The sequence below is a fragment of the Georgenia thermotolerans genome (assembly GCF_009193185.1).
Lineage (GTDB): Bacteria > Actinomycetota > Actinomycetes > Actinomycetales > Actinomycetaceae > Georgenia > Georgenia thermotolerans.
The window spans coordinates 1-12,837 of sequence record NZ_VUKF01000009.1 but is presented as its reverse complement, the minus strand read 5'-3'; the positions used below and the strand labels follow the sequence as shown (position 1 = coordinate 12,837).

The 12,837-nt window shown below is 72.3% G+C and carries 11 protein-coding genes and 1 pseudogene; 7 read left to right on the top strand and 5 right to left on the bottom strand.

The features are described from left to right. The first annotated feature begins 59 nt into the window (after positions 1 to 59). Genes GD970_RS05815 through GD970_RS05790 form a run of 6 tightly spaced genes read left to right on the top strand, consistent with a single transcriptional unit; the run spans position 60 to position 6,770 of the window. Positions 60 to 1,166 (top strand): polyamine ABC transporter substrate-binding protein, encoded by a 1,107-nt coding sequence (locus tag GD970_RS05815; protein WP_211489634.1) that lies wholly within the window; start codon positions 60 to 62, stop codon positions 1,164 to 1,166. Next, positions 1,166 to 2,056 (top strand): ABC transporter permease, encoded by an 891-nt coding sequence (locus GD970_RS05810; RefSeq protein WP_152201868.1) that lies wholly within the window; start codon positions 1,166 to 1,168, stop codon positions 2,054 to 2,056. Before GD970_RS05815 ends, GD970_RS05810 begins: the two co-directional genes overlap by 1 nt. Then, positions 2,049 to 2,840: an ABC transporter permease gene (locus tag GD970_RS05805; protein ID WP_211489633.1), complete on the top strand. Its 792-nt coding sequence runs from the start codon at positions 2,049 to 2,051 to the stop codon at positions 2,838 to 2,840. Before GD970_RS05810 ends, GD970_RS05805 begins: the two co-directional genes overlap by 8 nt. Then, positions 2,837 to 3,925: an ABC transporter ATP-binding protein gene (locus GD970_RS05800; RefSeq protein ID WP_152201866.1), complete on the top strand. Its 1,089-nt coding sequence runs from the start codon at positions 2,837 to 2,839 to the stop codon at positions 3,923 to 3,925. The genes GD970_RS05805 and GD970_RS05800 overlap by 4 nt, the downstream gene beginning before the upstream one ends. Further along, positions 3,922 to 5,304 (top strand): NAD(P)/FAD-dependent oxidoreductase, encoded by a 1,383-nt coding sequence (locus GD970_RS05795; protein ID WP_226925185.1) that lies wholly within the window; start codon positions 3,922 to 3,924, stop codon positions 5,302 to 5,304. The genes GD970_RS05800 and GD970_RS05795 overlap by 4 nt, the downstream gene beginning before the upstream one ends. 8 nt (positions 5,305 to 5,312) lie before the next feature. Further along, positions 5,313 to 6,770, top strand: a complete 1,458-nt coding sequence (locus GD970_RS05790) for an aminobutyraldehyde dehydrogenase (RefSeq protein ID WP_152201861.1) — start codon at positions 5,313 to 5,315, stop codon at positions 6,768 to 6,770. A gap of 22 nt (positions 6,771 to 6,792) precedes the next feature. Here the strand turns inward: GD970_RS05790 and GD970_RS05785 are convergent, their stop codons facing one another. The 3 genes from GD970_RS05785 to GD970_RS05775 form a co-directional block, all read right to left on the bottom strand. Beyond that, complete coding sequence (locus GD970_RS05785) at positions 6,793 to 8,148, bottom strand: APC family permease (RefSeq protein ID WP_152201858.1); 1,356 nt, start codon at positions 8,146 to 8,148, stop codon at positions 6,793 to 6,795. 108 nt (positions 8,149 to 8,256) lie between these two features. After that, positions 8,257 to 9,525 carry an MFS transporter gene (locus GD970_RS05780; protein WP_152202024.1) on the bottom strand — a complete coding sequence of 423 codons (1,269 nt, stop codon included), beginning with the start codon at positions 9,523 to 9,525 and terminating at the stop codon, positions 8,257 to 8,259. A gap of 119 nt (positions 9,526 to 9,644) precedes the next feature. Further along, entirely contained in the window at positions 9,645 to 10,628 is a 984-nt protein-coding gene (locus GD970_RS05775; protein ID WP_152202023.1) for an NAD(P)-dependent alcohol dehydrogenase, read from the bottom strand. A gap of 254 nt (positions 10,629 to 10,882) precedes the next feature. Here GD970_RS05775 and GD970_RS05770 point away from each other — a divergent pair, with 254 nt between their 5' ends. Next, positions 10,883 to 11,587: a TetR/AcrR family transcriptional regulator gene (locus GD970_RS05770; RefSeq protein ID WP_226925182.1), complete on the top strand. Its 705-nt coding sequence runs from the start codon at positions 10,883 to 10,885 to the stop codon at positions 11,585 to 11,587. A 28-nt stretch (positions 11,588 to 11,615) separates the two neighbouring features. On the opposite strand, the gene GD970_RS05765 is transcribed toward GD970_RS05770, so the two are convergent. Both GD970_RS05765 and GD970_RS05760 read right to left on the bottom strand, forming a co-directional pair. Further along, positions 11,616 to 12,485 (bottom strand): outer membrane protein assembly factor BamB family protein, encoded by an 870-nt coding sequence (locus GD970_RS05765; protein ID WP_152201854.1) that lies wholly within the window; start codon positions 12,483 to 12,485, stop codon positions 11,616 to 11,618. A gap of 23 nt (positions 12,486 to 12,508) precedes the next feature. Next, positions 12,509 to 12,712: pseudogene (locus GD970_RS05760) on the bottom strand (integrase core domain-containing protein); the annotation flags it as partial. Between the last annotated feature and the right edge of the window lie 125 nt (positions 12,713 to 12,837).

The following is a 12,837-nucleotide window of genomic DNA, read 5'->3' as shown; positions in this document are numbered from 1 at the left end:
TTTGCGCCCAAGGGCCCGGCACCGGCGCCGAGCCCTCCCCCGATGATGTGGAGAACCCCGTGACGAAGTTCCCCTCCCGGCGCAGCACCGCCGTCGCGGCCCTCGGCACCAGCACCGCAGTCCTGCTCGCCGCCTGCGGCGGCGGCTCCGCCGACGAGCCCACCGCCCTCGACCCGGACGCCGACCTCAGCAAGCAGACCATCGTCGTGTCCAACTGGGAGTCGTACATGCCCGAAGACATCGCCGACATCGTCAAGACGGAGACGGGCGCCACCGTCAAGGTCACCCACCACGCCACCAACGAGGACCTCGTCGCCAAGGTCACGGCCGGCGGCGGCGACGGCCTGGACGTCATCTTCGGCACCGCCCCCTTCCTGGAGGCCTTTGCCAAGGAGGGCCTGCTCGAGCCCATCGACCCCGCCCTGCTCGAGAACTGGGGCGAGCTCGACAGCCTGGCCACCGACAGCGCGGTGGTCGACGGCCAGACGTACTGGGCGCCGTACACCTGGGGCACCACGGGGATCTGCTACCGCGAGGACCTCGTCGCCAAGACGCCCGACAGCTGGTACGACCTGCTGACGCCCGCCGACGAGTACAAGGGCAAGGTCACCATGATGGGCACCGACCGCTGGGCGGTGCTGCCCGCGCAGAAGGCCCTCGGGTTCTCCGCCAACACCACGGACGAGGCCGAGATGGCCGAGGTGAAGGAGCTCATGCTGCAGGCGAAGCCGAGCCTCCTCGCCTACGACGACAACACCTTCTACGAGCGGCTCATCAGCGGCGAGGCCGTCATGGTCGAGGCGTGGGACGGCTGGTGCAACTACGGCACCGCCGAGAACGCGAGCATCAAGTTCGCCGTCCCGAAGGAGGGCTCGGACCTGTTCGTCGACGCCATGGCGATCCTGAAGTCCTCCAAGAACAAGGAGGCCGCGTACGCGTTCATCGACACGGTGCTGAAGCCCGAGAACCACGCGTGGGCCGCGGAGAACATCCTGTACAACGTCCCCAACCAGGCCGCCCTCGACCTGCTTCCGGCCGACCTCCTCGAGCAGTACGACGTCCTCGGCGCCCGGCGGGACGAGATGCTCCAGGGCGAGGCGCTGACCGACATCGGCGAGGCCATGTCCCTCTACACGCGGACCATCACCGAGGTCACGGCCTCCTGATGCCCACCCCGCCCGTTCGGCCCGGGCGCCGCCGGCGCGGCGCCCGGCTCGAGCCGACCCTCCTGCTCGCGCCGGGCCTGCTGTACCTGACGGTCTTCGTGGCGGTGCCCGTGCTGCTCGTCGGCGCGTACATGTTCGCCACGCGCGGCCGCTTCTCCGGCGTCGAGTGGTCCTTCACGCTCGGCAACTTCTCACGGGCGCTGGAGCCGATCTACCTGCGGGTCCTCGCCGACTCCCTCCTGGTCGCCGGGCTCGCCACCCTGGTCGCCTTCCTCATCGGCTACCCGACCGCCTACGCCATCACCAAGCTGCCGTCCCGGTGGCGCACCGTGGCGCTCGTGCTGGTCGTGGTGCCGTTCTGGACGAACTTCCTCATCCGGACCTACGCGTGGATCGTGCTACTCAACAGCCAGGGCCTGGTCAACGACGCCCTGGTGGCGCTCGGCCTGGTCGACGCCCCGGTCGAGCTCCTGTACACCACCGGCGCGGTGGTGGTGGGCATGGTCTACGCCTACCTGCCGCTGATGATCCTGCCGTTGTACGCGGCCATCCAGAAGGTGGACCCGGAGCTGCTCGAGGCCTCTGCCAACCTCGGCGCCACCCGGGCCCGGACGTTCTGGAGCGTGACGTTCCCGCTCACGCTCCCGGCCACCCTCACCGGCGCGATCCTCGTGTTCGTGCCGTCCATGGGCAACTTCGTCATCCCCGAGCTTCTCGGCGGCGGCAAGGTCTCCATGGTCGGCAACCTGGTGCGCGACCAGTTCCTCCGGGCCCGTGACTGGCCGTTCGGCGCGGTGCTGGCGATGATCCTCATCGTCCTGCTCGTGGTGCTGTTCCTCGTGCAGTCGCGCATCGCGAGGCACATCGAGGGCGGTGGCCGCCGTGCGTAGCCACAGGGCCACCGGGCCGGGCAGGCTCTGGCTCGCGCTGGCGGCGTGCGGGCTCTTCCTGTACCTGCCGATCCTCGTGCTGATCGGGATGTCGTTCAACGCCTCCCGCTCGGCCTTCACCTGGGGCGGCTTCAGCTTCCGCTGGTACGGCGAGCTGGCCCGGAACGGCGACCTCATCGGGGCGCTGGGCACCTCGCTCGTCGTCGCCGTGGGCGCCACCGTCGTGGCGACCGTGCTGGGCACGACGCTCGCGGTGGGCCTGGCCCGGCACCTGCGCTCCACCGCGCTCGAGGCGGCGTCCATGGCGCCGGGCATCCTGCCGGACCTCGTGCTGGCGATCGGGCTGCTGTCGTTCTTCACGCTCGCGTCCATCCCCACCGGCACGCTCAGCGTGCTCATCGCCCACTCCGTGTTCGGCACCGCCTTCGTCGTCGCGGTGGTCCGCGCCCGGCTGAACGGTACGGACGCCTCGCTGGAGGAGGCCTCCCGCGACCTCGGCGCCAACGCCGCCACCACGTTCCTGCGGGTGACGCTGCCGTCGATCGCCCCGGCGGTGGTGGCCGGTGCGCTGCTGGTGTTCACCCTCTCGCTCGACGAGTTCGTCATCGCCTACTTCACCGCCGGCCCGACCACCCAGACGCTGCCGATCGCCATCTACGCGATGGTCCGCACCGGGGTCACCCCCGAGATCAACGCCCTCGCGACGGTGCTCATCGCCATCACCGTCACCGTGATCGTCGTCGCGGCGCGCGCCGTGCGCAGAACGGAGAAGCCCGCACCATGATCGTCCTCGACTCCGGCACCTCCACCCGGACCGCCGTGCGCCCGCTGCTGCAGGTCTCCGAGGTCAGCCGCGCGTACGGCGACGTTAAGGCGCTGGACGACGTCTCCCTCTCCATCGGCGAGAACGAGTTCTTCGCCCTCCTCGGCCCCTCCGGCTGCGGCAAGACGACGCTGCTGCGCTCGATCGCCGGGTTCGAGCAGCCCGACGCCGGCGGCATCCTGCTCGGCGGCGAGGACCTCCTCGCCATGCCGCCGCACCGCCGCCCGGTGAACCTGATGTTCCAGTCCTATGCCCTGTTCCCCCACATGAGCGTCGCGAAGAACGTCGCCTACGGCCTGGAGCGGGAGAAGCTGCCCCGCGCCGAGATCGACCGGCGGGTCGGCGAGGTGCTCGAGACCGTCGGGCTCTCGGCCATGGGCGGGCGCCGGCCCGCCCAGCTCTCCGGCGGGCAGCGTCAGCGCGTGGCGCTGGCCCGGGCCATCGTCAAGCGTCCCAAGGTGCTGCTGCTGGACGAACCGCTCTCGGCCCTGGACCGCAAGGTCCGCGGGGAGATGCAGCTCGAGCTCAAACGGCTGCAGCACGAGGTGGGCATCACATTCGTCATCGTCACCCACGACCAGGAGGAGGCGCTGTCGATGGCGGACCGCATCGCGGTCATGGCCGCCGGACGCCTGCAGCAGGTCGCCGACCCCGTCGAGCTGTACCGGAACCCGCGCAACCTGTTCGTCGCCGACTTCATCGGCTCGAGCACCCTGGTGGCCGGGGCCGCCGGTGCCGGCACCTTCACCGCCGAGGACCTGGGCGCTCTCCCCGGTACCGTCCCGCCGGACCTCACCGGTCCCGCGCATCTCGTCCTGCGGCCCGAGTGGGTCCGTCTGACGGAGCCGGACCACGGCCTCCTCCGCGGCACCGTCCGTGACGTGCAGTTCCACGGCGGCGGCTCCACCATCGCCGTCGCCGTCGCGGGCCTCCCCACCCCCCTGCTCGTCGGCGTCCCGGGCGCCACCACCACGGAGCGCGGGGCCGCCGTCGGGGTGGCGTGGGACGCCGCGGACGCCGTCGTCGTCCAGGACGAGCTCGCGTGAGCCGCGACCTCGCCGAGGCACGTCCGCTCCCGGTGTGGTGGGAGGACCGGGACGTCGAAGCCGTCTCCGACCCGCTCACCCGCGCCACGACCGCCGACCTCGTCATCATCGGCGGGGGCCTGACGGGGTTGTGGGCCGCGATCCACGCCCTCGAGGAGACGCCGGGCCGGGACGTGGTCCTGCTGGAGGCCGCGCACGTGGCCGCGGGGGCGTCCGGCCGCAACGGGGGCTTCGTCTCGGAGTCCCTCAGCCACGGGCTCTCCCACGGCGAGGCCACCTGGCCCGCGGAGCAGCACGACCTGGTGCGGCTGGGCCGGGAGAACGTGCGCGAGATCGGTGAGTTCCTGCGCGCGGAAGGAATCGACGCGGACTTCCGCCTGTGCGGCAAGACCATGATGGCGACCCGCCCGCACGAGGTGGCGGCGCTGCGCGCCGCGCACGCGCTGAACGAGCGGTACGGCGAGGAGTCGTATCTGCTGGACCGGGACGAGGCCCAGGCCGACGTGCACTCCCCCACCTACCTCGCCGGCCTGCGCACGACGGGCGGAGGCCTGGTGGACCCGGCCGCCCTGTGCGCCGGGCTTCGGGACGCCGCGCTCGCCCGGGGGCTCCGCCTGCACGAGTCCACCGAGGTGACCCGGCTCGAGCGCGACGGCGCGGGCGTGCGGTGCCGGACCGAGCACGGCGAGGTCCGCGCCCGCCAGGCGATCATCGCGACCAACGCCTTCGACCCGCTGCTGCGCCGCCTGCGCGCCTACGTCATCCCCGTGTGGGACTACGTGCTCGCCACCGAGCCGCTGACGCCGGCCCAGCTCGAGGCGATCGGCTGGCACCAGAACCAGGGCCTGACCGACGCCGGCAACGAGTTCCACTACTACCGGCGCACGCCCGACGACCGGATCCTGTGGGGCGGGTACGACGCCGTCTACTACTTCGGTGGCGCCACCGCCGCCCACCGCGGGCAGCGGGACAGCACCCACGCGCTGCTCGCCCGTCAGTTCCGCGAAACGTTCCCCCAGCTCGCCGACGTCCGCTTCACCCACCGGTGGGGCGGGCTCATCGACACCACCTCGCGGTTCACGCCCGTCTTCGGCACGGCCCTGGGGGGCCGGGTGGCGTACGCCGTGGGGTACACGGGCCTGGGCGTGGCCGCATCGCGCTTCGGCGCGCGCGTCGCGCTCGACGCGCTCGCCGGGCGCGAGACCGAGCGCTCCCGCCTGGCGCTGGTCCGCGAGCGCCCCGTCCCCGTCCCCCCGGAACCGCTGCGCTGGCCCGCCGTCCAGATCACCCGCGCCGCGCTGGCCCGGGAGGACCGCACCGGACGGCGCGGACCCCTCCTGCGGGTCATGGACCGCTTCGGCGTCGGCTTCAACAGCTAGGAGAGAACATGGCACACGGACTTCACGTCGACGGGGTCACCCGCCCCGGCCGCGGCGAGGCGGCCCTGCTCGTCGACCCCGCCACCGGCGACGTCATCGACACCGTCAGCCAGGCGAGCGCGGCGGAGGTCGCCGCCGCCGTCGACGCGGCCGCCGCCGCCTTCCCCGGCTGGGCGGCCCGCACCCCCGGGGAACGGGCACGGGTGCTGCTGCGCCTGGCGGACCTCCTGGAGGACGACGCCGAGACGCTCACCGATCTCGAGGTGGCCGAGACGGGCAAGCCCGTGGCCGTCTTCCGCGACGGGGAGCTGCCCTTCGCGGCCGACAACCTCCGCTTCTTCGCCGGCTCCGCCCGCTCGCTGGAGGGCACCGGGGCGGGCAGCTTCAGCGCCGGGTACACCTCGATGCTCGTGCGCCGCCCTCTCGGGGTGGTCGCCGGCATCGCCCCGTGGAACTTCCCGCTGGTCATGGCGGTCTGGAAGATCGGCCCGGCGCTGGCGGCCGGCAACGCCGTCGTGCTCAAGCCGGCACCGAGCACCCCGCGCACCGCCATCCGGCTCGCCGAGCTCGCGACCCGGGCGGGGCTGCCCGCGGGCGTGCTGAACGTCGTGACCGGCGGCGCCGACGTCGGTCAGGCGCTGGTGCACGATCCCCGGGTCGCGATGGTGTCCATCACCGGCTCCCCCGGCGCCGGGCGCGCCGTGATGGAGTCGGCGGCGGCGAGCACCAAGCGGGTGCACCTCGAGCTCGGCGGCAAGGCGCCGGCGATCGTCTTCGCCGACGCCGACCTCGAGGCGGCCGCCACGGCGCTGACGATGGCCACCACCTACAACAGCGGCCAGGACTGCACCGCCGCCACGCGGGCGTACGTGCACGCGTCCGTCGCCGACCGCTTTACCGGCCTCCTCGTCGAGCAGATGGCCCGGGTCCGGGTGGGGCATCCGCGGGACGAGGCCACCGACATCGGACCACTGGTCTCGGCCGGGCACCGCGACCGCGTCCACGGGTTCGTCACCCGGGCCGTCGAGGCGGGCGCCACCCTCCGGGCCGGCGGGGTGCTGCCGGAGGGACCGGGCGCCTACTACCCGCCAACCCTGCTCACCGGCGCGGCGCAGGACGCCGAGATCGTCCAGGACGAGGTGTTCGGGCCGGTGCTCGTGCTCAGCACCTTCGAGACCGAGGACGAGGCCGTCGGGTTGGCCAACGACAGCGCCTACGGCCTGGCGTCCTCGATCTGGACCGCCGACGTGGCCACCGCCCTGCGCGTCGCGCCCCAGATCCACGCCGGCGTCACCTGGGTCAACGACCACCTGCCCATCGCGTCCGAGGCCCCGCACGGCGGGGTCAAGGGCAGCGGCTTCGGCAAGGACATGAGCCACGAGGCGGTGCTGGAGTACACGGTCACCCAGCACGTGATGATCAAGCACTCCGTCCGGCAGGCGCACGACTCCTTCCGCCCGGCGTGACCGGCGGCGGGTCACCCCGCAGCTACTGCGGTGTCGCCACCGCCTCGGCCTGGTCCGCCCGGACCGCCCGGGCGTGGCTGGTGCGCCGGGTGACAAGGTGGAGGACGACGCCGACCCCGAGCATGAGCAGGCCGTAGGCCCACACCTGCAGCGACTGCTGGGCGAGCAGCACGACGCACGAGACGATCGCGAGGACCGGCAGCACCACGGGCGTGCGGAAGTGCTGGTGGGCCACCCGGTCCTTACGGAGCACCAGCACGGAGATGTTGGTGCTGAGGAACACGACGAGCAGCAGGAGCACGACCGTCTCGGCGAGCACGCTCAGGTCACCGACGAGCGTGAGCGCGAGCGCCACCACGGTGGTCACGGCGATGGCCACCCAGGGCGTGCGGCGCTCGGGCAGCACCCGGGTCAGCGGCTCCGGCAGCAGCCCCTCGTCGGCCATGCCGTATGCCAGCCGGCTGGACATGATCATCGTCAGCAGCGCCCCGTTGGCGACGGCGACGAGCGCGATGGCGCTGAAAGCCCACGGCGGCACGCCGATGCCGGTGGCGCCGAGGACGTCGAGCAGCGGGCTCGAGGACCCGGACAGTTCCTCGGGCGGCATGATCACCGCCGCGCCGACGCCGATGGCCACGTACACGATCCCGGCGACGCTGAGGGCGCCGAACAGCGCCCGCGGGTAGGCCCGGCGCACGTCCTGGACCTCCTCGGCGACGTTGGCCGAGGTCTCGAAGCCGACGAACGAGTAGAAGGCAAGCAGGGCGCCGCCGAGCACCGCCGCGCCGACGCCGACGCCGTCCGGCACCTCGGTGAGGCGGCCGACCTCGCCCTGCCCGCCCCCGACCGCGACGGCGACCAGGACGATCACGAGCACCAGGCCGGAGACCTCGATGAGGGTCATGACGACGTTGGAGCGCACCGACTCCTTGATGCCCCGGGCGTTGAGCAGGGCGAGCAGGACGAGGAACACCGGGGCGGCCAGCGCCGTCGGGACGGCCAGGAAGGTGGACAGGTAGTCCCCGGCGAAGGCGATGGCCAGGCCGGCCGCGCTGGTGACCCCGGCGGCCAGCATCGAGAAGCCGACGAGGAACGAGATGATCGGCCGGTTGAAGGCGCGCCGGGCGAAGACGGCCGCGCCGCCGGCCTTGGGGTACTTCGTGACGAGCTCGGCGTAGCTGGCGGCGGTCAGCATCGCCATCAGCATGGCGAGGACGAGCGGGGCCCAGATCATCCCGCCGGACTTCTGTGAGAGCTCGCCGACCAGGGCGTACACCCCCGCCCCGAGCACGTCACCGAGGATGAACAGGAACAGCAGGGCGGGCGTGATGCCCTGCTTCAGGCGCGAGGGTGCCCCGGTGGGCGCGTCGGTGGTCATCCCGGAAGGCTCCGTCCACTCACCGGCTTCGGCAACCGCTGCCGATGACGCCGACGTCGCGCCGGACGCTACGGCCCGGGTCGACGTCGGCGAGCAGACGCCGGCGCGTCAGGCCCGGGCGGCCCGGCCGGTCTTGGCCACGTCCCGGCGCCCGTGGACGGCGTGGTACAGCCCGGCTGCCAGCACTGTCAGGACGGCCAGCAGCGCATACATGGTGGTGTAGCCGGTGGCGGAGACCAGCACGCCCAGGAAGATCGGCCCGACGCCGATGCCGACGTCGGCCAGGAGCATCAGGGTGGAGATGCCGGTGCCGAGCTTGTGCGGCGGCACCGCGCTGACGGCGATGGCCTGCGCGGCGGGCATGAGGGTGCCGTACCCCAGGCCCGTGAGGGCGCCGGCGAGGACGACGTGCCAGTCGGCCTGCGCCGCGGCCAGCAGGCCCAGGGCCAGCACGAAGCACACCAGGCCGAGGTAGACCACGACGTTGTCGCCCTTGCGGTCTTGCAGCGTGCCGAGCACGAACCGCATGAGGAGCATCGCGATCGCGTAGGCGACGAAGAACAGCCCCGCGCCGGCCACGACGTCGCGCTGCTCGGAGTAGGCGTTGAGGTAGGTGATGACGCCCGCGTAGCACAGGCCGATGACCAGCATGAAGCAGCCGATCGGCACGACGGCCGGGTGCGCGATGTCGCCGAAGGAGAAGCTGGCCCGCGTCTTCGGCGCCGTGCCGGCCTCCTCGGCGGCCCGCGCGGCGGCGGCCTCGGCCTCGCGCTCGTGCAGGGGCTTGCGCAGGAACAGGCCGAGCAGCAGCCCGACGACGGCGGTGGCGAGCACGGTCCAGAACATGGCGTCGTAGCCGACGGAGCCGACGAGCAGCAGGCCCAGGGCCGGGCCGACGGCGGTGGCCAGCGTGGTGGCCAGCGCCAGGTAGCCGGTGCCCTCCGCCCGGCGCGAGGCCGGGATGGCGGCCTGGGCGATGGCCATGGTGGCGGTGCTGGCGAAGGCGTAGGCGGCGCCGTGCACGGCCCGCACCACGATGAGCAAGGCCAGGGAACCGGCGGGCACGTAGAACGCGCAGGCCACGACCACCACGGCCAGCGCGACGAGCATGACCTTGCGCCGGCCGAGCACGTCCACCAGATACCCCGAGACGAGGCGGGCCACGGTGGCACCGACGACGAAGGCGCTGGAGGCGAACCCGCTGGCGGCGTCCGAGGCGGCGAACTGCTTCACCGCGTACAGCGCCATGGTCGTGACGAGGATGTAGAAGACGAGGTACTGGATGAAGCTGACCAGCCACGCCAGGACGAAGGTCGGCGTGAAGACCGGCTCCTTAGCGGGCTTGGGTGGGGCGGCGGCACCGTCCGGTAGTGCGATCTGCTGCTGCACGTCGACGGGGGAGGTCACGAAACGCCTTTCCGGTCTCTACTGTTACTTAGGCTCCCTAACTTTACGCCTGACCGGTTCGTCTGGAATGTGATGTTCGTTGGGCGCGGTCAGCGCGAGCTTGCGGCTCGCACCTCGATGACCGCCTTGCCGCGCACCCGTCCGGCCTCGAGGGCGCGGATGGCCGCCGCCGCCTCCTCGAGCGGGTACGTCCGGTCCACGCTGGGCACCACCGCGCCGGACTCGAGGAGCGCGGTGAGCCGCTCGAGGGTCTCGGCACGCACGAGGCCGAGGAACATCGTCAGCCGCTGACGCACGAACGGTGACAGGGCGAGCGCGGCCAGCTGCCGGCCCATGCCGCCGGTGAGGTTGCCGCCCTCCTCCCCGCCGGTGAGGACGGCGGTCCCGGCCGGCGCGAGAGCCCGGCGCAGACGGGCGATCGAAGGGTTCCCGGCGATGTCGAGGATGAGGTCCCAGTGGTGGCGGCCGTCAGCGAAGTCCTCACGGGTGTGGTCGAGGACGTGGTCGGCGCCGAGGGCGCGCACGAGGTCGAGCTTCGCGGTGCCGGCCACGCCGGTGACCTCCGCCCCGGCGGCCTTGGCCAGCTGGACGGCGTAGCTCCCCACGCCGCCGGACGCGCCGATGACGAGGACCCTCTGACCCGCCTGGAGGCGCCCGGCGTCGAGGCCCTGCACGGCGGTGCACGCCGAGACCGGCACCGCGGCGGCCTGCGCGAAGGTGAGTTTGGCGGGCTTCCGAGCCAGTTGACTCTCCTTGGCGACGGCGTACTCGGCGAAGCTGCCCTTCCCGGCGCCGTACACCGCGTCCCCGACGGTGAACCGCGTCACCTTCGGGCCGACGGCCACGACCGTGCCGGCGAGGTCCATGCCGAGCACCGGGTTGCGCGGCCGGCGGACGCCGAAGGCGAGGCGGCCCAGGTAGGGCAGCCCGGTCATGAGGTGGACGACGCCGCGGTCGAGACCGGCCGCGCGCACCTCGACGAGCACCTCCTTGTCGCCGACGGCGGGACGCGGGGCCTCGGCGAGCCGGACGACGTCGGCCGTGCCGTACTCCGCGCGAACGGCCGCCCGCATGGTGGCCTGCCGCCCGGCGGGATCGGTCGAGGTCCCCGTGGTCGTCGAGGTCCGCGTGGTCACTGACTGCCGTGCTGATGCCATGACGAGCCCTTCATCGGGCGGCGCGGCCCGGTGCCGCACCTTACTTAGTACGGGAGAGTAGCCTTACAAAGTACGGCCGTCTAGAGGTGCGGCCGAGGTGATCGCTCGGAGGGACAGCGAAGATGGCGGACGCAGCGGGCATGGCTCGGTCTGGCGCGGGTGGGGCAACCGTGAACCGGTCGAGCAGGGGCGGGGCGAGCGCGGACCGGTCAGGGACGCAGCCGCCCGGCGACGGGCCGGGCCGCACGCCGCTCACCCGCGAGCGCGTCCTCGGCTGCGCCCTCGCCATCGCGGACGAGAAAGGCCTTGCCGCGCTCACCATGCGCTCCCTCGCGCAGGAGCTCGGCGTCAAGCCCATGTCGCTCTACCACCACGTGGCCAACAAGGACGCCATCCTCGACGGCATTGTGGACATGGTGTTCGCGGAGATGGAGCTGCCTCGGATCGACGGAGACTGGCGCGCCGAGCTCACCCGGCGCGCCACCTCGGCGCGGAACGTGCTGCGGCGCCACCCGTGGGCCATCACCCTCATGGAGTCCCGGGCGGTGCCGGGTCCGGCGAACCTGCGTCACCACGACGCGGTGCTCGGCATCCTGCGCCGGGCCGGGTTCTCGGTGGTGATGACCGCGCACGCCTACGCCCTCCTGGACGCCTACGTCTATGGCTTCGCCGTCCAGGAGGCCGCACTGCCGTTCGACAAGGACACCGCCCCGGAGGTCACCGAGGCGATCGCGGCGCAGTTCTCCCCCGACGCGTACCCCTACCTCGTCGAGCTGGCCACGACGCACGCCATGCAGCCGGGGTACGACTTCGGGGACGAGTTCGAGTTCGGCCTCGGCGTCATCCTCGACGCCCTGGCGGCAGCCCTGCCCTAGCGGGCGGTCGAGCTCGGCGTCGGCGCCCCTACCATGAGCCCGGCGTCGGCCGGGTCAGCCCCATGACGGTCGCGAAGGAGTGCGGCGGCACCGGGTCGAGCCCGTCGGGGGTGTTGAGGTAACCCGGTGCGCGGCCGGCGACTCCGGTGTGCCCGTACTGCCACACGATCCGGTTCTGCCTCGGGTCGAGCACGATCACGCGGTGGTTGGCGTCGTCGTTGAGCAGGATGTCGCCGTTGGGCAGCCCCTCGGCCAGGGACGGGTGGTTGAGCCGGCCCTCGCCGCTGGTCGGGTTCCAGCGCCACAGCGCCCTGCCGGACTGGTCGAAGACCACCACCTGCCCGGGGTTCGTGTAGTCGGCCGCGACGTACTGGCCGGGCCTGACCTCGCTGGCGTCGGAGGGGTAGGTCGTCCCCGGCACGTGCACCGCCCAATACACGTGCCCGCTCCGGTCGATCTCGTCGACCCAGGCGCCGTTGATCTCGGTGACGAGGAAGTGGCCGTTCGGCAGGGGGAAGACCCCGTTCGGGCTGCCGAACCGCGCGGGCGGCTCGTGCGCGCACGACCCGAGCGTGCCCAGGCTCCACACCGGACCGGGCGACGACGGTACGAGATCGACCAGCCGGCAGTTCTTGATGTCGGCGGCCACGACGGAGCCGTCGGGCAGCTTCATCGCGTCGTCGGGGTTCCACAGCTGGTTGGGGCCCGACCCGTGCGCCCCCGGGGTGCCGTACCGCCAGACGATCTTGCGGGTGGCGATGTCGATCTCGGTGATGACGAAGTCGTCCTCCTGGGTGGCGATCAGGCTCTTGCCGTCGGGGGTGACGAAGACGTCGTCGGGGATGGTGAAGGTCTGCCCCGGCTCGAGGTCGCCCGGTTGGGGCCACTGCCACAGCACCTGGCCCTGCGGGCTGACGACGACTAGGTGTACTGCCCCGCCAGGTTGGGTACGCGATCGGCGGGTGAGGCGCCCTTCAGGGCGGTGTGGCCGCGGTGGTGATTGTAGTGATGCAGGAAGCGCTCGTAAGCGGCCACGCGTTCGGCCTCTGAGGTATAGGGGCGGGCGTAGGCCCATTCCTGGAGCAGGATCCGGTTAAACCGTTCGACTTTCCCGTTGGTTTGGGGTTAACCGGCTAATCCCTGCCCCTCCGGGGTGGTGGAGGTAGCTGGTCAGGTCCGTCGGAGTCTGCGGAGCTCTTCTTCGTGGCGGCGGACCTTGGTGGCGAGCTCCTCGAGCGCGGTGCGTAGAT

Bases quoted from the DNA above. Each gene is read 5' to 3' on its own strand.
- GD970_RS05810 (WP_152201868.1), top strand. From the start codon at position 1,166: ATGCCCACCCCGCCCGTTCGGCCCGGGCGCCGCCGGCGCGGCGCCCGG.
- GD970_RS05800 (WP_152201866.1), top strand. From the start codon at position 2,837: ATGATCGTCCTCGACTCCGGCACCTCCACCCGGACCGCCGTGCGCCCG.
- GD970_RS05790 (WP_152201861.1), top strand. From the start codon at position 5,313: ATGGCACACGGACTTCACGTCGACGGGGTCACCCGCCCCGGCCGCGGC.
- GD970_RS05785 (WP_152201858.1), bottom strand. From the start codon at position 8,148: ATGACCACCGACGCGCCCACCGGGGCACCCTCGCGCCTGAAGCAGGGC.
- GD970_RS05775 (WP_152202023.1), bottom strand. From the start codon at position 10,628: ATGCGGGCGGCCGTTCGCGCGGAGTACGGCACGGCCGACGTCGTCCGG.